This window comes from Picosynechococcus sp. PCC 7002 (assembly GCF_963860125.1).
In the GTDB taxonomy this organism is placed as follows: domain Bacteria; phylum Cyanobacteriota; class Cyanobacteriia; order Cyanobacteriales; family MRBY01; genus MRBY01.
Map to the genome: position 1 here is coordinate 1,893,005 of NZ_CAWLFA010000001.1, position 16,975 is coordinate 1,909,979.

Consider the following 16,975-nt stretch of genomic DNA (forward strand, 5'->3'; position numbering starts at 1 on the left):
TAAATCTGCTTTTTTGTGAATTTTGGAGGAAAGAATGCTGAGTGCCTTAATTTGGCTGCCCTTGGCCGGAGCTCTGTTGGTGGCGATACTCCCCCAGGGAGAAAAAAATCAGTTTTCCCGGACGATGGCCCTGGGAGCGGCTGCCCTCGTTTTTGTTTGGACAGCTTGGTTGGGGTTCCATTATGATGTGGCGATCGCCGGCCTCCAATTTGTCGAACATTATCTTTGGATTGAGTGGTTGGGTCTGAACTACGATCTCGGTGTTGATGGTCTATCGTTGCCCCTCCTTGCCCTCAATGCGTTGTTGACCCTAGTAGCCCTCTGGATTAGCCCCAAGGATCTGCACCGCCCTCGCTTTTATTACGCCCTCTTTTTGCTCTTGCAGGCGAGTGTCAATGGGGCGTTTTTGGCCCAGGATGTGCTGCTCTTTTTTCTGTTCTACGAAATTGAAATTATCCCCCTATATTTTCTCATTGCGATTTGGGGCGGCAAAAAACGAGGCTATGCCGCCATTAAATTTTTGCTCTACACAGCCGTTTCCGGAATTTTAATTCTGGCTTCTTTCTTGGGTCTGGCCTTCCTCACAGAATCTAATACCTTTGCCTACAGTGCCCTCCACAGTGATTTGTTGCCCCTGACCACCCAATTAATTCTCCTCGGCGGCATTTTGGTGGGCTTTGGGATCAAAATTCCGTTTTTGCCTTTCCATACTTGGCTCCCGGATGCCCACGTCGAAGCGTCTACCCCTGTATCGGTGATTTTGGCGGGGGTACTCCTCAAAGTTGGTACCTACGGTCTACTGAAGTTTGGGATTGGCCTATTTCCCCTGGCTTGGGCTGTCGTGGCCCCTTGGCTAGCGATCTGGGCGGCAATCAGTGCCTTGTATGGGGCTTCCTGTGCGATCGCCCAAAAAGACATGAAAAAAGTGGTGGCCTATTCCTCCATTGCCCACATGGCGTTTATTCTGCTGGCGGCGGCGGCGGCGACCCCCTTAAGTTTGGCAGCGGCAGAAATCCAGATGGTCAGCCATGGTTTAATCTCTGGGCTGCTCTTTTTGTTGGTGGGCATTGTCTACAAAAAAACGGGCAGTCGGGATGTCGATTATCTACGGGGACTGCTCACCCCAGAACGGGGTCTGCCTTTGACGGGGAGTTTGATGATCCTGGGGGTCATGGCCAGTGCGGGTTTGCCGGGGATGGCGGGCTTTATCGCTGAATTCCTCATTTTTCGGGGCAGCTTTCCGGTGTATCCAGTGGCGACTCTCCTGTGTATGGTGGGGACAGGTCTCACGGCGGTGTATTTTCTGCTGATGATTAATAAGGTCTTTTTTGGCCGCTTGACCCCAGAACTCATTAATATGTCCCCGGTCAATTGGGCGGATCAGTTTCCGGCGGTTATGTTAGTGATATTGCTGTTCGTCTTTGGGTTGCAGCCCCAGTGGCTGGTGCGCTGGAGTGAGATCGACACAGCGGCCTTGGTGGCATCCCCGACGGCTATTGAAATTTCTTTAAAGTAAAAGTAAGCGTTTAAGAATTGTGGATATGAATATGGTCACTGCTGTTTTAGAGCCTTCGCGGCACCCCCTTGCCCCTTTCATTCATCGCCTTGAGCAAGGTTTACCGATGCTGGAAAATAGCGATCAAAATGTGATGGAAGTGGTGGGCATCCTCAAGAGTTATGGGGTGGTCTTAGATGCCTACTCGAATAATCTGAACTATGTGGCCGAATCGCAATTTCTCAATGTTTTTCCCTTTTTTAAGTATTTCAACGGCCAATTAACGGGCGATCGCCTCCTGAAACATTGGTGGCATGACCGGATTAACTTTGAATATGCCGAATATTGCATGAAGTCGATGTTTTGGCATGGTGGTGGGGGTTTAGATGCCTACCTCGACACGCCAGAATTTATTGAGGCCGCCAAAAAGGCGATCGCCGCCCGCTGGAAAAATAATCCCTTCATGTTGGGTTTGAATAAACTCTTCCCCGATTTTCTCCTGGAGCAAACCCGACAAATGGCCTACTACACAGGCTTAGGTCAGTTCTGGCGCGTCATGAGTGATATGTTTCTCGACCTGAGCGATCGCTATGATGCCGGTGAAATCAAAACCACCGCCGACGTGACCAACCACGTCCTAGCCGGATTGGTAGCTGATGCCAGCCGTCCCATCACCTACAAGGTCGAAATCAAAGGGGAAGTGTATGAGTTGATCCCAGAATCTGCGGGTTTAACCTTCCTCATGGATACCGCCGTTCCCTACGTCGAAGCGATTTTCTTCCGGGGAACTCCCTTTGCTGGCACCATCTCCTACAATGCCCAGGCCGCCCAAGTCCCCGCCGAACAAGGGATCTTTACCTATGGGGCCCTCTATGCCGACCCATTACCCATTGGTGGTTCGGGGATTCCGCCGACTCTGTTGATGCAAGATATGCGCCACTTTTTGCCAGACTATCTCTGGGATTACTATATGGGCACCCTGCGCAAAGAGCAGGATTTGCGGGTCAAAATTTGCCAAACCTTCCAAAAATCAATGTTCTGTGTGACCAGTGCGGCTTTGATGGGGCTGGCTCCCCACGGGTTAGAACCCAAAACCCTCGCTGAGCAACAGGCAAACCGTGAATTTTTTGAACATTGGATGGATCGCCTCTTAAGTTCTCAAATTAAAGCTGTTAATAGCCAAGCATAGAGACGGCGGCTGCTTTTCTTATCCTGTAGAAAAATAAGTCAATATTTGGGCTTGGAGTAAATACAGATTCCTTGTGAATTTGCACTGATCGGATGATTAGTGGAGGTAGGTGTAGCTCTCTAAGCTTTGACGATAATGGTTAATCAAAAGTTGTGACTGCTGGAGGGTTAGGCGTTTTTCACTCAGGGCTTTCTCTGTGCGACACCGCATTGTTTCGAGGAGATCGGCCACGTCATATTGCACATACTGCAAAACTTCTTTGATCGTGTCCCCTTCTACGAGGTGTTCGAGGTGGTAGCCGTCATCGGTCAGACGCACGTGCACCACATGGGTATCGCCAAACAGGTTGTGGAGGTTGCCCATAATTTCTTGGTAAGCGCCCATTAAAAAGAGACCCAGATAGTAAGGCTGACCATTGGGAGGATGCAGTTCAAGAAGATTTTTACTTTCGGCCTTAGTATCAATAAAACGGTTAATACGTCCGTCACTATCACAGGTTAAATCTGCCAGGATGCCTTTTTTTGTCGGCTCTTCGTGGAGTCGGTGGATCGGCATAATCGGAAAAAGCTGATCAATAGCCCAACTGTCTGGCACCGATTGAAACACAGACAAATTCACGTAGTAGAGGGCGGCCATATTTTGCCACAGTTCTTCAAAGTCTTCGGGGATGCTGGCTTGCCCTTGGATAATCGAGAAAATTTTCTGGCAACAAGACCAGTACAATTCTTCGGCATTGGCGCGATCGCCTAAACTGAGATAGCCCAAATTAAACAAACTGATCGCTTCGTCTTTAAATTGCACGGCATCATGATAATTTTCTTGGTAATTTTCTGGGGTAATGGTGTCGTAGGTTTCCCGTAGATTACGCAGCACTAAATGCTCTTTGTAATCGGGCTTCGGGGGCAAAATTGGGTCTACTTCACTACTGCCGAGGACATCAAAAATTAACACGGCCTGGTGGGAGGCGATCGCTCGCCCACTTTCACTTACCAGCACGGGCACGGGCACGTTAGTTTCATCGCAAGTATCCTGCACCGTCGCCACCACGTCATTGGCGTAGTTTTGCATGTTGTAGTTCTTCGAGGAGGGGAAATTGTTCTTGGAGCCGCTGTAATCCACCGCGAGACCGCCGCCCACATCCAAAAAGCCCATGGGAGCGCCGAGTTTTACCAGTTCCACATAGATTTGTGAGGCTTCTCGGATGGCAGACTTAACAACACTGATCGAGGAAAGTTGGGAACCGATGTGGTAATGCAATAATTGCAGGCAATCGAGCATTTCCTCTGCCTGTAGTTTTTCCACGAGCCGCAAAATCTGCGGAATGGTTAACCCAAATTTAGCGCGATCGCCAGAGGAGCCCCCCCAACGACCAATGCCGCGACTGGCAAGCTTGGCGCGAATGCCCAACATCGGCCGGATGCCCAAACTTTGACTCGCCCGAATCACCAAGTCTAATTCTTCCGGCTGCTCGATCACGATCAAGGCGCGGTGCCCCAATTGGGTCGCTAGGAGGGCCGTTTCAATGTAATGCTGATCCTTATAACCGTTGCAAATGAGCAGTCGCTCTTGATCGGCCTCTGGTTCCAACAGGGCGATCGCAATCATGAGTTCTGGCTTAGAACCCGCTTCTAGGCCCAGATGGTGGGTGCGCCCCAATTCCACAAGATCTTCTACCAAATGGCGCTGCTGATTGCATTTGACCGGATACACACCCCGGTAATGGTTCGGATAGTCATACCGGGCGATCGCCGTCGCAAAACAGTCCTGGAGCCGTTCAATGCGATCGCGCAGAATATCCGGAAAACGAATTAAGAAGGGTAAACCAATGTTTCGCTGTTTGAGGGATTCTACCAGCTCAAATAGATCAATGCTTGTCCCTGCGTCCCCAAGGGGAGACACCTGCACATGACCCTGGTTATTAATCGAAAAATATGGTTCCCCCCACCCTGCCACTTGGTATAACGTCTCGCTATCCGCCACTGTCCAACGGGTATTTACTGACTGCTCCAAACAACCAAGGGCTTTGTTCATCGTGGGTTTGCAACCTATTCCATTAAATTTTTGCCGGGCCTGGACAATTTTTGAAAATTGCCACTCTCTTATTTTCCCAGAGACGCCTCATCATACACAATGTTTTTGTGAAAATGTTGGAGAATGATTCGGCGATCGCCTTTCCGCTAATTGTGGCCTGTGAACTCTCCATAGTTCTAAATTTTTTCTATACTTCTGGAAACAGACCCTACCGACCCTTGCTAATCTGTTAGTAACTTTTTGCCGCGCCTTCATCCTCAAATTTTCCGCTTATCCTTGCATATGCCGCCAACCCTCCTTTCCACAAAGCCGATCATCGCGCAACAACCCACATCGATTACAACCTCAGATCGACCGATCTTTGGTGGCATTGCCCCATGGATTATTCTCGCCTCAGCCTTTTTCTGTAGCACCCTAGGGCTTCTGTTCTATATTCGTGGCATTAATCAAAAGCATAAAAAAGAAGCCAAGCTCAATCGTTACAAAATTAACGATCTCAAGAAAAAACTCAAACTGGCCCTGAGCACAATCAAGAAAATGGAAAGTAACCCGGACTTGGTACACTCCCGGGAGTTTAACCTCGATTACCTCCGGATGCGGATGGAAGAAGATCAGTTCCACTACGTGATTGTGAACCAGCTCAAAATTAAGGTGCGTCTAATTATTAGCGTTGCCCTACGCCCCAGTACCGCCGATGTAGCCACTGTGGGGATCGCCACCAGTGGTCGCCCCGTAGACGAAATTTTTGACGTTTATTACGACACAATTAATCGAGAAGGTCAACGCCAGGAAGGGGTCTTATTTCGCGTCAATATTAGCCTTACAAAACTTCCCGCCCAAGCTAGCAGCATCACTGTTGAACAAATTATTGATTGTCTCGAAAAATTTCTCAATCCCAGTGAAGCTCCTGACTATTGGCAGCCTACGGTGCAAGGGCGTGTCGTCACCATTGAATGGGATCAAAAAGCAAAACCCACACCGCTACTCCTCTTTAAACAGTCAGAAGAAGGAGACAATGTGAGTTTTCGTAGTATTGCCTGATGATCTCTAGCAGTTAGCGAAAATTAGGGAGATTTGAGAAGTATGCTTCATTAACTACCCATGCTGGTAAAGAAATCAATGGTGTCCTTCAGGGCAGCAATAAACTGATCGATTTCAGCGGTGGTGTTGTAAAAATAGAGGCTGGCGCGGGCACTGCCAGAGGCCTCAAACAGACGGTGGAGGGGTTGGGTGCAGTGATGGCCCGAACGAATCGCAACCCCTTCGTGGTCGAGGAGGGTCGCTAAGTCATTGGCATGGACACCAGCAACATTAAAGGCCGCGAGGGCCGCCCGACCTTCCCCCTGGGCATCGGGTTGTTTGCCATAAATTTTTAGGTTCGGGATGTCCCGGAGTCCCTTAAAAAGATAGGCAGTGAGTTCGGCTTCGTAGGCATGGATGCGATCCATCCCAATTTGAGAGAGATAATCCACCGCCGCTCCAAGGGCGATCGCCTCACCGATGGCTGGGGTTCCCGCTTCAAATTTATGGGGCAGTTCACCGTAGGTAGAATGATCAAAGAAGACCTCGGCGATCATTTCTCCACCGCCCAAGAAAGGGGGCATCGCTTCGAGAATTGCTCGTTTTCCATAAAGAAAACCAATTCCTGTGGGTGCACACATTTTGTGACCAGAGCCGACAAGCCAGTCACAGTCCATTTGCTGCACATCAACGGGCATATGGGGCAAACTCTGGCAGGCATCGATAAGGATTTTCGCGCCATATTTACGGGCCGCTTGAATGATCTCGGTCACCGGATTGACATTGCCCAAAGTATTGGAGACATGAACCACTGTGACTAGTTTCGTTTTGTCGCTAAGTAGCGCTTGGTATTGCTCAAAATCAAAGGTTTCATCCTGGGTTAACGGTACATACTTCAAGACAGCGCCAGTTTTCGCCGCGATCATTTGCCAAGGCACAATATTGCTGTGGTGTTCCATTACCGACAGGATAATTTCATCCCCCGGCCCTAGATTACTCAACCCCCAACTGTAGGCGACAAGATTAATCGCTTCACTGGCATTGCGGGTGTAGACGATTTCATCACGACTGGCCGCATTGATAAACCGGGCGACTTTATCCCGTGCCCCTTCGTAGCCATCCGTTGCCCGGGCACTAAGACTATGGATCCCCCGGTGAACATTGGCATTATCTTGCTGGTAATAATGCAGCAACGCATCGAGGACGGCCTTGGGCTTTTGGGAGGTGGCAGCGTTATCGAAGTAGATCAGTGGCTTTCCGTGCACGGTTTGGTGCAGGATGGGAAAGTCGTCACGAACCTGTTCGGCAAGGGGTTTCGGTTGGGTTGTGATCATAGGGGATTCACTGGGTCGGATGGGTAAGCGGGAACAGTTGGGGCGGCAATTTACAAGTTAGTCAACGGTGCGACAGGCAACACAACCCGTAAGGGCCTGCTGTAAATGGGCGATCGCCACGGTATCGAGAATTTCCGCAGCAAAAGCATCAATCAGCAAATGGCGCGCATCATAGTCATTGAGACCGCGACTGCGGAGGTAGAAAATTTCCTCGGCTTCCAGTTGGCTGACGGTTGCGCCGTGGGCACATTTCACGTTATCAGCGGTAATTTGCAGTTCGGGTTTGGTATCGACTTTGGCCTTGGGAGACAGCAGCAAATTACGGTTCAGTTGGGCCGCATTAGTCATTTGTGCTTTCTGAGGCACATGGATTTGGCCGTTGAAAACAGACCGGGCTGCATCGTCAATAATGCATTTATGGAGTTGATCGACGCTGCCGTAGGGATGCTGGAGATAAACGGCGGTGTGGGTGTCGCTGAGTTGTTCGGCGCCAACCATGGTTAACCCCTTTAGAATGGTTTCTGTTTGGGGGCCGTTTTGGGTCAGGGTCAGGGTATGGCGACTCAGTCGGGCACCAAAATTAACTTCTGTGAGTTGGTAATGGCTGTCTTGGGCTTGGGCGATCGCCGTATTACCGAGATGAATCGCGCCCCCAGCTTCCCGTTGTACCCGCACATGGTTAAGGCGGGCATTGGTCTGCACCCAAACTTCTGTTAAAGCATTGTTGAAATAGCGGTGGGTATCTTGATCGGTGCAACCCTGGGCGATCGCCCCGTAATATTCCACCACATTAGCTTGGGCTCCCGTTTCCGCAATCACGAGACAGCGGGACTGCATAGCCGTCGGTTGATCCGCACCGTTGCCGACAAATAGCAGTTGGATTGGCTGTTCAACAACGGTATTTTTCGGCACCCAAACAATGGCGAGATCCCCAAGACCTGCATCATTGAGGGCGGCAAACACATCCAGTTGCTCGGTCTGCTGGCCAAGATATTTGGCGATCGCCGCTTTTTGATCCGCCGCTAATGCCGTGAAGTTGCCGACAAAAACGCCGTCAGGTAATCCCGAAACGCAGGACTGGTCGGGGGCATAGTGGCCATTCACAAATACCAAACGACTGTTGGCTGTTTCCGGCAGGGCAAAAACATCTAAATCTGCCGCCGTTGGGGTTGTCGGTTGGGCTGCTTGGAAAGTCGTATGTTTGAGCACCGATAAATCCGTTACCCGCCAGGCTTCATCCCGTCGGCTTGGGAATTTTCCTTGGCGAACTTTTTCAAGGCCTTGATCGCGAATGGCTTGAAATTCCGCTGATTGGCTTCGGTCGAGTAATCCGAGAAATTTTTCCAGATTGGGATCGACTTCTGTCGGTTGACTCTGGGAAAAGGCGATCGCCGCTGTCATGGTACCGCTAGACATCGTTACACAACCCCCGCAGCCAGTTCTTGATCGAGGAAATCATAGCCCGTTGCTTCTAATTCCAGGGCAAGTTCCTTACCGCCACTCTTCACAATCCGGCCATCGTACATCACGTGGACGAACTGGGGCGTAATGTAATCCAATAAGCGTTGGTAGTGGGTGATCAAAAGAAACGCATTATCCGGTGTTGCCAATTGATTAACCCCTTCCGCCACAATTCGCAGCGCATCAATATCGAGGCCAGAATCAATCTCATCTAAAATGCCGAGGCTCGGCTCTAGTAGGGCCATTTGCAAAATTTCGTTGCGCTTTTTCTCGCCCCCAGAAAAGCCTTCGTTCAAGCTTCTTTCGAGGAAACTGGGGTTCATTTTGACCACTTCGAGTTTTTCTTCAATCAAATCCTCAAAATCAAAGGCATCAATCTCCTCTTTGCCCTGATGCTTGAGCTTGGCATTGTAGGCAACCCGCAGGAAATCAAGGTTGCTCACTCCAGGAATCTCTAACGGATATTGGAAGGCGAGGAAAATACCGTCTAAAGCCCGTTCTTCGGCTTCCTTCTCCAAGAGGTTTTCGCCCTTGTAGATAATTTCGCCACCAGTGACTTCATACTCAGGGTGCCCCGCAATAATTTTTGACAGGGTACTTTTTCCTGAACCATTCCGGCCCATAATTGCGTGGATTTCTCCTGCTTTGATCTCTAGATCAACGCCCTTGAGAATCGGCTGACCATCGACGGTCGCAGTCAAATTTTTAATCGCTAAGATAACTTCACTCATTGCCTTCGATTGCTTATTTCTGAACTAAAAAACGAATACTTATTTGCTGATAATTGAGGTTTGAAGCTACCCAACAGTGCCTTCGAGTTTGAGGCTGAGAAGTTTATCCGCTTCAGCCGCAAATTCCATCGGTAACTCACTGAGTACGTCCTTACAGAAGCCACTAACAAGCATTGAAATGGCGTCCTCTTCGGCGATACCCCGCTGGGCAAAGTAAAAGAGCTGCTCCTCGCCAATTTTTGCAGTGGAGGCTTCATGTTCCACCTTGGCATTTTGATTATCCACTTGGATGTAGGGGAAGGTATTCGCTTCTGCTGTATCGCCAATGAGCATCGAATCACATTGGGAATAGTTACGCGCTCCGTCGGCTTTGGGGTGCATTTTCACCAAGCCCCGGTAGCTATTTTTCGATTTGCCCGCCGAAATGCCTTTAGAAATGATTGTGCTACGGCTGTTTTTACCGATGTGGATCATTTTGGTGCCTGTGTCAGCCTGCTGGTGATTATTCGTTAAAGCAATGGAATAAAATTCACCCACGGAGTTATCGCCGAGCAAGACACAACTGGGGTATTTCCAGGTGATCGCCGAGCCGGTTTCTACCTGAGTCCAGGAAATCTTAGAATTGATACCTTTACAGAGGCCCCGCTTCGTCACGAAGTTGTAGATACCGCCTTTGCCCTCTTCGTCCCCCGCAAACCAGTTTTGGACGGTGGAATATTTGATGTCAGCGTTATCAAGGGCCACCAGTTCAACCACAGCAGCATGGAGCTGATTGGTGTCAAACATCGGTGCGGTACAACCTTCGAGATAGCTCACGGAGGCACCTTCTTCGGCGATAATCAGCGTCCGTTCAAATTGACCAGTTTCCCCATCATTGATCCGAAAATAGGTGGACAACTCCATTGGGCATTTCACGCCTTTGGGAATAAAGACGAAGGAACCGTCACTAAACACGGCGGAGTTGAGCGCCGCAAAGTAGTTGTCAGAAGTGGGCACAACGGTACCGAGATATTTTTTGACCAGGTCTGGATATTCCTGCAGTGCTTCGGAAATGGAGCAGAAAATTACACCGTGCTTGGCGAGGTCTTTTTTAAAGGTGGTCGCAATGGAAACGCTATCAAAAACGGCATCTACAGCGACATTGGATAGACGCTTTTGTTCTGAAAGGGGGATGCCTAGCTTCTCGAACGTTTCTAGGAGGGCCGGATCAATTTCGTCTAGGCTCTCGATTTTTTTAGTTTCTTTTTTGGGGGCAGCGTAGTAAACGATGTCCTGGTAGTCGATGGGGGGATATTTAACATGGGCCCATTCTGGCTCAGCCATTTTAAGCCACTGGTGGTAAGCCTTGAGACGAAACTCCAGCATAAAGTCCGGTTCGTTTTTCTTGGCGGAAATTAAGCGAACGACATCTTCGCTGAGGCCACGGGGAATTTTTTCCGTCTCGATATCTGTGACGAAACCATATTTATAGGGCTGATTGACAAGGGTTTTGACGGTCGCACTCATGCTGGGGTCAGTCTCTCTACAGAATGGGTAATGCTTTCTGGGTTTGGCGTTGTCGGATTAAGAAAACGCGATATGATTAGTTTAACAACTGTTTGGTTGTTTTAGTTTCTATTCAAGGTACTTTAACAACAAAAAAGTTGTCAAATATTTGTGGTAGATCTTGTCTAACGGCTTATCCATGACCCTTTCTGACACCCGCGCCGAAACCCGTTCAACGAAGCATGACATTTTGGAATATTTATTGAAACATGGTCAAGTTAAGGCTGTGCAGTTGGCGAAATCTTTACAAATTAGCCCCCAGGCGGTGCGACGTCACCTGAAAGATCTAGAAGAAGAAGGCCTCATTGAACACCGGGCAAAGCAGGAGGGTTTGGGGCGTCCTAATTATTTTTATGGTCTGAGTCGGGCCGGCCGCGATCGCTTTCCGAACCGCTATAACGATTTTGCGGTATCTTTTTTGGATACCTTAGCAGAGACGGCGGGAGAAGAGCAGGTCAAGGAAGTGCTCCGCAAACAATGGCAAAAGAAGGCCCACAGTTACCGCGATCGCCTTGGGGATGGTTCTTTGCCAGAGCGTTTAGCCCGTTTGGTCAATTTACGCAAAGAAGAAGGCTACATGGCGGAGGTCATTCCGGCGACAGACCATGGTCATGACGGTTTTTTATTGACGGAACATCATTGTGCGATCGCCGATGTGGCCGAATCCTTCCCGGTGGTCTGTGGTAATGAATTAGAAATGTTCGAAGAAGTTTTGCCCGACTGCACTGTGACTCGCACCCAGTGGATCAACGAAGGGGAACACCAGTGCGGCTACATCATCCAAGCCAAAGATTAACCAAACAAAAATATTAGCTCTGGCATTGGGGACAGAAATGGGTTGATCGTCCGCCGAGTTTGATCCGTTCGATGGGATGACTGCAAACACGACAAGGTTCACCTGTGCGCCCGTAGGTGAGAGCCATGCCGCCATAGTTACCGTTGGTGCCCGTGGTGCTGACAAAATCGCTAAAGGTGGTGCCGCCTTGGGCAATAGAAGTTTCCAGCACTTCGACAATTGCTTTATGGAGCTTCTCGATTTCTGACATCTTTAAACTGCTGGCCTTGCGGGTGGGATGGATGCCCGATTTAAACAGTGCTTCGTCAGCATAGATATTTCCCAAGCCAGTGATAATGCTTTGGTCAAGCAAAAACGTTTTCATTGGCCGCTGGCGCTTTTCGCAGAAATTGGCCAACAGATCAGCCGTAAAATCTGGGGAAAGCGGTTCCACACCCAAGCGTGTCAATCCCGTAATTACAGATTTCACAATGGTTCCCGCTGGTACCCACCAAATTTGTCCAAAGGTGCGCAGGTCAACAAATCTCAGTTCGCGATCGCCTTCTATGAAAAAGCGTATCCGAGTATGTTTTTGCACAGGCACATCCGGGGTTGTCCAGAGAAATTTCCCTGTCATCCGCAGGTGAATCCCAAGGGTTGAGCCATCCGATAATTTTCCGAGTAAGTACTTGCCGCGTCGCTGCCAATCTTGAATGAACAGGCCTTGGATCATCCCTAAAAAGTGATCGGGATCTGTGGGATAGGCCAGGGTCTTCCGGAGGAGAATTTCTGCTCCTGTAAACTGCTGATTTAGACTAATTTGCATTAAACCGCGACGAACGGTTTCCACCTCTGGTAGTTCTGGCATGGATTCCCCTAACTTACTATCGCCTTTGCAGATTGAAGCAGTTTTTCAGGGATGGAGCAACTTGGACGAGCCTCGCGTTACTGAATGAAGAATTAATTCTGCATTTTTTAGGAAAGGATGATTTTAAATTTTTTCCGGCCCTTAATCCGGTAGATAGAAAAATCGCGGTCAATGGTGGCGACGGTGTCTAAATTTAATTTTTCTGCGAGAAGCACTAAGCAAGAATCCGCAAAATCCATGGGTAAATCACGGTACTTTTCTGTCAGTTCCCGTAGCCGCTGAAAATCATGGTTTTCAATTTGACAAATTTCCACACCACCTCTACTAATCCATTCCAGAAAATCAATTTGCGCATTGCGATTGAAATCTAGGAGATGGAGGGTTTCTGTGATTGAGGCAATCGTTGTGATCAGCGGCAGATTATTGTGTCTGATGAATTCCAAGGCTTTTGGATGATATTTATCCGACGCATCAAACAGGGCAATCAGCGGCCCAGAGTCAATCAGAATCTTTTTCATGCTCGCTTCGCTTTAAGCTTTTCTTTTAGGAGCATTTTTCGACAGGAAGATAAATCATCTCTACCACTGCTATATTTTCCAAACAAATCTTTGCCAGTTTCCCAAGCACTTTGTTGGTCGAGATTGTGAATGTATTCAACTAGGCTTTTGCGGATTAGTTCAGATTTTGTGATGCCTAAATTTTTGGCCGTATTACTAACTATTTTGTCTAGGTCTGGGTCAAGTCTTAGGGTAATCATTAACAACACCATTGTCGTATTGCATATTGTAGTACAACAAAATTGGGGGAGTGCTAATGGCTGAAAAAAAACTTTGCGATCGCCTAACCCCATCCTCTATTTTGGAAACATCAAATTTTTCTCCCCCGAACATCATCATGTCGAAGGTCATTGTCACAGGCGCTGCGGGATTCATTGGCTCTAGCCTCGCAGAAACTCTCCTCCAGCAGGGGATTACAGTGGTGGGTGTTGATCAGGTGAATGACTATTACGACATAACTCTCAAGCGTAAAAATCTAGCCGCCCTCGCCCAGTACCAAAATTTCCAACTCATCGAAGCAGATATACAGCACCTCGATTGGGAAGATCTGCTGAAAGGTGTGAGTGTGGTTTACCATCAGGCAGCCCAAGCCGGGGTACGGGCCAGTTGGGGCATCGGCTTTCGGGACTATACCGAACGAAATATTAATTCCACCCAGGTAATGCTCGAAGCGGCGAAAAAGGTCGGTACTTTAGAACGTTTTGTCTATGCGGGTACATCCTCGGTTTATGGCGATGCGGAAACCATGCCCACCCCAGAAACCATTTGTCCCCAGCCCGTTTCTCCCTATGGCATTACAAAATTAGCGGCGGAACGGCTCTGCTGGCTTTATTTAAAAAATTACGCTGTCCCGGTCACATCCCTGCGTTACTTCACGGTGTATGGCCCCCGACAACGGCCCGATATGGCTTTCCATAAGTTTTTCCGGGCGGCAATCCTGGGTGAAACCATTGGCATTTACGGCGATGGAAAACAAACCCGTGATTTTACCTATATCAGCGACGCAGTACAGGCGAACCTCTTAGCCGCCCAGGAACCAAAGGCGATTGGCGAAATTTTCAATATCGGCGGTGGCAGTCGGGTGATTTTAAATGATGTGCTCGATGAAATTGACCAGATCGTTGGCAAACCGATTCCACGAAACTATGGCGATCGCGCCCGGGGAGATGCCAGACATACCAGCGCCGATGTGACCAAGGCGAAAACGATTTTGGGTTATGACCCCCAGGTGAAACTCAGTGAGGGCCTGCAGCGAGAATGGGACTGGATTCAAAGTCTGTATTAGTTTGTATGAAAACAATCCCTGAGGCGAATTGATTATGGCGCAAAATTTACCCGCTCCCCCCCAACCTTTGCCCGATAAACTTTGGGGTGAAAATTGGCGTTTTGGCAGTATCCCTGCTGGAGATTTTTGGGATTTGTTTGGCGATCGCCCGATCCCGATTTTGTCGCTGCCGGAGGAGTTGCAGCCGGTGAAATTAGGGCTAGCTTCTAATGTGCTGATTCCGGGGACGATTATTTATGGTGGCAGGCAGTCGATGCAGTTGGCCCAGTGGCTCCAAGAACAGCAACCCCAAACGGTTTTTTACCAGGAAACGGAGGCCAACCTCGCGGGCGGATTTGTCCTTACCGGGGCCGATACCCAACGGTGGGTGATCATGACTTTCCATGACCAGGCGATCGCCAGCGCCGGACAACGTTACCAACAACGGCTCCAGCAAGCCCAAGGTTTACATTTCCTTTTAGTGCAACCCGACGATTCCGATGTGACCCACACGGCCCTTTGGCTCCTGAAAGCTTAGTCGTTGACGCAAATTAGCCCAGATGAATTAGTCCAAATCAAAATCCCAATAAAAAGCGATCGCCACCTGAGAGGAATAGGAGAAGGGCGATCGCCGACCAATTTTTTCAGTTTTTTCAGCACTCTTGCTAGACACCTAAAGCTGGTTCTAGCTTTCCGTCAACTTGGTGAACAGGGTATCTTTCACCAGCATTTGCCGAAACATTTCCATTAAAAATTCTTGGGCTTGCTCCAGGCTCAGGTCTTGGGTACGGGTTTCAAAAATTTGTACCTGTAGCCTTTGTTCGAGGGTTAAGTTTGTTTCCGGGGACATGGGCAGCTCCTTGCCAATAATTCTGGCGAATATTGCGAATGTCTCTACTGCATTTAATCTAACCTCTGTCAATCGTTCTGTCAAAATTGAAACAAAAAGAAACAATGGGGCGATCGCCTATTTTCCAGGGAGCGGCCCGAAATTCGTTAAGCTGAAAGATGTTTTTAACAAACACCGATAAAACGATATTTTTGTAATCAGCCAAGACCCAGAGGACAATTTTTCGATATGCAAAGCTTTGCGGATGCCAAGGAATTTTTCCAATACAGTGCCGGACAATGGCAGTCTCGACGCGTTACCCACCACCTCCCCTTCCGGCGAGCCGAATCCGGTGGTTCGAATATCCAAGTCGAAACCCTCGAAAAAGACGACCCCCGCATCATTGAAATTTGCCAGATGCACGACATGGACGCTAGCCTCAGCGTCGGCGGCTCCTATGTCACCTGGGCTGGCACGATGCAATGGGACAAAGACGATGAAAACCACGAAGGCAGCACTGTTTTTGCCCTCATCCCCGATGCTGACAACCCCCGCCAAGGAAAACTGTTGCGGGAGCGCGGCTATGCGGAAATCGTCCCCGTCGCTGGTGAATATCATCTGGATCACGAAGATGGCCTCGTTCTGACCACCGAATACGAAACCATGACGATCTACGAACGGTTTTGGTTCGCCAACCCAGACCTACGCCTGCGTACCAGCACCGTAAAACGCTTTGGGGGCTTTAACACAACAACTTTTTGTATGGAAGAGCGCATCCAGACATCCCCGGTAACGGCGACTGCGGCTGCGGAAACCAATCCCCTTTACGCTATTAGCGGTTGGTAGTGGGGAATTTTCAGCCATTTTGCCCCACAGAGATATCCGTGTTGCTGTGGTCAAAAAGATTCCGTCTGTCCATAGGCTTTCGGGGCAAACAGTGTTAGCATAATAGACTGCAATATTTGTATTTTATTTTCTACAAAAACAGATTATGGCTTTAACGCAAGAGCGTAAACAGGAACTCATGGGCGAGTATCAGGTACACGAAACTGATACTGGGTCTGCGGATCTCCAAGTGGCCTTCCTCACGGAGCGCATTAACCAACTGACCGAACACCTCAAGGTCAACAAAAAAGACCATTCCTCCCGGCGTGGTTTGTTAAAAATGATTGGGAAACGGAAGCGCCTTTTACAATTTATTAAATCTAACGACCAAGAACGTTATCAAACCTTGATTGGTCGTCTCGGAATTCGTCGTTAAGTTTTTACCGAACCCATGTCCTCTGAACCGAAGCGAGATCGGCTCCCCTTCGAGCCCAAGCAAACGAAGCAAAAGGCTCCCAAAAAGCCCCCGGCAACGGCAACAACCCAGTCTAGTTCAGGATCAAATGCGCCTAGGCGATCGCCAAAGGATGAGGCCAGTTTATCGGCGATCCCCGATGCAGTAAGCAAACGGATGATTCGCCGGATGGCCTTATTTTCTGGGATTCCCACGGCCTTGGGGATCACTTCCTTCGTGGTGTCCTACTATATTGTTTCCCGCGAACTTCTGGAGTTGCCCACCATTGCCGTGCTGCTGGTGAGCCTAGGCTGTTTCGGTTTGGGGGTTGTGGGGCTGAGCTACGGTATTCTCTCCACTTCCTGGGATGAAAATCGTCCCGGAAGTCTCTTTGGTTGGGAAGAATTTAGTCTTAACCTTGGTCGGATGGTTCAAGCCTGGCGTGCTAGTCGCCGGGAAGCCCGCAGCAAATCTTAAAGTTTCGACCCTTGGTTTTTCAGGGTTTCCGAGCTTAAATATCACGTATGCAGCCTTGTCGGTTATCAAAATTTTCTCAGGTGAATGTGTCAAGATAAGACTGGGAGGGTGGCGATCGCC

The 16,975-nt window shown here is 49.1% G+C and carries 18 protein-coding genes; 9 read left to right on the forward strand and 9 right to left on the reverse strand.

Annotated elements, in window-relative coordinates; all coding sequences use genetic code 11:
* Nucleotides 1-34 precede the first annotated feature (34 nt).
* Nucleotides 35-1,516 (forward strand): NADH-quinone oxidoreductase subunit M, encoded by a 1,482-nt coding sequence (locus AACQ84_RS09200; protein ID WP_012307417.1) that lies wholly within the window; start codon nt 35-37, stop codon nt 1,514-1,516.
* A gap of 31 nt (nt 1,517-1,547) precedes the next feature.
* Nucleotides 1,548-2,684 (forward strand): CO2 hydration protein, encoded by a 1,137-nt coding sequence (locus AACQ84_RS09205; RefSeq protein WP_041443893.1) that lies wholly within the window; start codon nt 1,548-1,550, stop codon nt 2,682-2,684.
* A 96-nt stretch (nt 2,685-2,780) separates the two neighbouring features.
* Here the strand turns inward: AACQ84_RS09205 and speA are convergent, their stop codons facing one another.
* Nucleotides 2,781-4,715 carry a biosynthetic arginine decarboxylase gene (gene speA, locus AACQ84_RS09210; RefSeq protein ID WP_012307419.1) on the reverse strand — a complete coding sequence of 645 codons (1,935 nt, stop codon included), beginning with the start codon at nt 4,713-4,715 and terminating at the stop codon, nt 2,781-2,783.
* Between the two features lie 282 nt (nt 4,716-4,997).
* Here speA and AACQ84_RS09215 point away from each other — a divergent pair, with 282 nt between their 5' ends.
* On the forward strand, nt 4,998-5,756 hold the full coding sequence (locus AACQ84_RS09215) for a hypothetical protein (RefSeq protein ID WP_041443538.1): 759 nt from the start codon (nt 4,998-5,000) through the stop codon (nt 5,754-5,756).
* Nucleotides 5,757-5,806: 50 nt separating this feature from the next.
* Here AACQ84_RS09215 and AACQ84_RS09220 read toward each other — a convergent pair whose 3' ends face one another.
* From AACQ84_RS09220 to sufB, 4 genes are all read right to left on the reverse strand, one after another.
* Nucleotides 5,807-7,069 carry a SufS family cysteine desulfurase gene (locus AACQ84_RS09220; RefSeq protein ID WP_012307422.1) on the reverse strand — a complete coding sequence of 421 codons (1,263 nt, stop codon included), beginning with the start codon at nt 7,067-7,069 and terminating at the stop codon, nt 5,807-5,809.
* A 57-nt stretch (nt 7,070-7,126) separates the two neighbouring features.
* Complete coding sequence (gene sufD / locus AACQ84_RS09225; RefSeq protein ID WP_012307423.1) at nt 7,127-8,485, reverse strand: Fe-S cluster assembly protein SufD; 1,359 nt, start codon at nt 8,483-8,485, stop codon at nt 7,127-7,129.
* A 2-nt stretch (nt 8,486-8,487) separates the two neighbouring features.
* On the reverse strand, nt 8,488-9,261 hold the full coding sequence (gene sufC, locus AACQ84_RS09230; protein WP_012307424.1) for a Fe-S cluster assembly ATPase SufC: 774 nt from the start codon (nt 9,259-9,261) through the stop codon (nt 8,488-8,490).
* A gap of 66 nt (nt 9,262-9,327) precedes the next feature.
* Nucleotides 9,328-10,767 carry a Fe-S cluster assembly protein SufB gene (gene sufB / locus AACQ84_RS09235; RefSeq protein ID WP_012307425.1) on the reverse strand — a complete coding sequence of 480 codons (1,440 nt, stop codon included), beginning with the start codon at nt 10,765-10,767 and terminating at the stop codon, nt 9,328-9,330.
* Nucleotides 10,768-10,945: 178 nt separating this feature from the next.
* Here sufB and sufR point away from each other — a divergent pair, with 178 nt between their 5' ends.
* On the forward strand, nt 10,946-11,602 hold the full coding sequence (gene sufR / locus AACQ84_RS09240) for an iron-sulfur cluster biosynthesis transcriptional regulator SufR (RefSeq protein WP_041443540.1): 657 nt from the start codon (nt 10,946-10,948) through the stop codon (nt 11,600-11,602).
* A gap of 13 nt (nt 11,603-11,615) precedes the next feature.
* Here sufR and AACQ84_RS09245 read toward each other — a convergent pair whose 3' ends face one another.
* The 3 genes from AACQ84_RS09245 to AACQ84_RS16380 all read right to left on the reverse strand — a co-directional run bounded on the left by AACQ84_RS09245 (nt 11,616) and on the right by AACQ84_RS16380 (nt 13,299).
* Nucleotides 11,616-12,449, reverse strand: coding sequence for a DNA-formamidopyrimidine glycosylase (locus tag AACQ84_RS09245; RefSeq protein ID WP_012307427.1), 834 nt, complete (start codon nt 12,447-12,449; stop codon nt 11,616-11,618).
* Nucleotides 12,450-12,556: 107 nt separating this feature from the next.
* Nucleotides 12,557-12,967 carry a type II toxin-antitoxin system VapC family toxin gene (locus tag AACQ84_RS09250; protein ID WP_012307428.1) on the reverse strand — a complete coding sequence of 137 codons (411 nt, stop codon included), beginning with the start codon at nt 12,965-12,967 and terminating at the stop codon, nt 12,557-12,559.
* Complete coding sequence (locus AACQ84_RS16380; RefSeq protein ID WP_397427712.1) at nt 12,964-13,299, reverse strand: ribbon-helix-helix protein, CopG family; 336 nt, start codon at nt 13,297-13,299, stop codon at nt 12,964-12,966. Before AACQ84_RS16380 ends, AACQ84_RS09250 begins: the two co-directional genes overlap by 4 nt.
* A gap of 44 nt (nt 13,300-13,343) precedes the next feature.
* On the opposite strand from AACQ84_RS16380, the gene AACQ84_RS09255 reads away from it, so the two are divergent.
* Both AACQ84_RS09255 and AACQ84_RS09260 read left to right on the forward strand, forming a co-directional pair.
* Nucleotides 13,344-14,291 carry an NAD-dependent epimerase/dehydratase family protein gene (locus tag AACQ84_RS09255; protein WP_012307430.1) on the forward strand — a complete coding sequence of 316 codons (948 nt, stop codon included), beginning with the start codon at nt 13,344-13,346 and terminating at the stop codon, nt 14,289-14,291.
* 34 nt (nt 14,292-14,325) lie between these two features.
* Nucleotides 14,326-14,808, forward strand: a complete 483-nt coding sequence (locus AACQ84_RS09260; protein WP_012307431.1) for a Tab2 family RNA-binding protein — start codon at nt 14,326-14,328, stop codon at nt 14,806-14,808.
* A 147-nt stretch (nt 14,809-14,955) separates the two neighbouring features.
* Here the strand turns inward: AACQ84_RS09260 and AACQ84_RS09265 are convergent, their stop codons facing one another.
* Complete coding sequence (locus AACQ84_RS09265; RefSeq protein ID WP_012307432.1) at nt 14,956-15,120, reverse strand: NblA/ycf18 family protein; 165 nt, start codon at nt 15,118-15,120, stop codon at nt 14,956-14,958.
* A 228-nt stretch (nt 15,121-15,348) separates the two neighbouring features.
* Here AACQ84_RS09265 and AACQ84_RS09270 point away from each other — a divergent pair, with 228 nt between their 5' ends.
* From AACQ84_RS09270 to AACQ84_RS09280, 3 genes are all read left to right on the forward strand, one after another.
* A complete protein-coding gene (locus AACQ84_RS09270) occupies nt 15,349-15,945 on the forward strand; it encodes a phycobiliprotein lyase (RefSeq protein WP_012307433.1) in 597 nt (198 codons plus the stop codon).
* A 145-nt stretch (nt 15,946-16,090) separates the two neighbouring features.
* Nucleotides 16,091-16,360: a 30S ribosomal protein S15 gene (gene rpsO, locus AACQ84_RS09275; protein ID WP_012307434.1), complete on the forward strand. Its 270-nt coding sequence runs from the start codon at nt 16,091-16,093 to the stop codon at nt 16,358-16,360.
* A gap of 15 nt (nt 16,361-16,375) precedes the next feature.
* Complete coding sequence (locus AACQ84_RS09280; RefSeq protein ID WP_012307435.1) at nt 16,376-16,855, forward strand: PAM68 family protein; 480 nt, start codon at nt 16,376-16,378, stop codon at nt 16,853-16,855.
* Nucleotides 16,856-16,975: the final 120 nt, after the last annotated feature.

Bases quoted from the DNA above. Each gene is read 5' to 3' on its own strand.
- AACQ84_RS09205 (WP_041443893.1), top strand. From the start codon at position 1,548: ATGGTCACTGCTGTTTTAGAGCCTTCGCGGCACCCCCTTGCCCCTTTC.
- AACQ84_RS09260 (WP_012307431.1), top strand. From the start codon at position 14,326: ATGGCGCAAAATTTACCCGCTCCCCCCCAACCTTTGCCCGATAAACTT.
- speA (WP_012307419.1), bottom strand. From the start codon at position 4,715: ATGAACAAAGCCCTTGGTTGTTTGGAGCAGTCAGTAAATACCCGTTGG.
- AACQ84_RS09270 (WP_012307433.1), top strand. From the start codon at position 15,349: ATGCAAAGCTTTGCGGATGCCAAGGAATTTTTCCAATACAGTGCCGGA.
- sufC (WP_012307424.1), bottom strand. From the start codon at position 9,261: ATGAGTGAAGTTATCTTAGCGATTAAAAATTTGACTGCGACCGTCGAT.
- AACQ84_RS09280 (WP_012307435.1), top strand. From the start codon at position 16,376: ATGTCCTCTGAACCGAAGCGAGATCGGCTCCCCTTCGAGCCCAAGCAA.
- AACQ84_RS09215 (WP_041443538.1), top strand. From the start codon at position 4,998: ATGCCGCCAACCCTCCTTTCCACAAAGCCGATCATCGCGCAACAACCC.
- AACQ84_RS09255 (WP_012307430.1), top strand. From the start codon at position 13,344: ATGTCGAAGGTCATTGTCACAGGCGCTGCGGGATTCATTGGCTCTAGC.
- AACQ84_RS09200 (WP_012307417.1), top strand. From the start codon at position 35: ATGCTGAGTGCCTTAATTTGGCTGCCCTTGGCCGGAGCTCTGTTGGTG.
- sufB (WP_012307425.1), bottom strand. From the start codon at position 10,767: ATGAGTGCGACCGTCAAAACCCTTGTCAATCAGCCCTATAAATATGGT.
- sufD (WP_012307423.1), bottom strand. From the start codon at position 8,485: ATGTCTAGCGGTACCATGACAGCGGCGATCGCCTTTTCCCAGAGTCAA.
- AACQ84_RS09265 (WP_012307432.1), bottom strand. From the start codon at position 15,120: ATGTCCCCGGAAACAAACTTAACCCTCGAACAAAGGCTACAGGTACAA.
- rpsO (WP_012307434.1), top strand. From the start codon at position 16,091: ATGGCTTTAACGCAAGAGCGTAAACAGGAACTCATGGGCGAGTATCAG.
- AACQ84_RS09245 (WP_012307427.1), bottom strand. From the start codon at position 12,449: ATGCCAGAACTACCAGAGGTGGAAACCGTTCGTCGCGGTTTAATGCAA.
- AACQ84_RS09250 (WP_012307428.1), bottom strand. From the start codon at position 12,967: ATGAAAAAGATTCTGATTGACTCTGGGCCGCTGATTGCCCTGTTTGAT.
- AACQ84_RS16380 (WP_397427712.1), bottom strand. From the start codon at position 13,299: ATGGGGTTAGGCGATCGCAAAGTTTTTTTTCAGCCATTAGCACTCCCC.
- sufR (WP_041443540.1), top strand. From the start codon at position 10,946: ATGACCCTTTCTGACACCCGCGCCGAAACCCGTTCAACGAAGCATGAC.
- AACQ84_RS09220 (WP_012307422.1), bottom strand. From the start codon at position 7,069: ATGATCACAACCCAACCGAAACCCCTTGCCGAACAGGTTCGTGACGAC.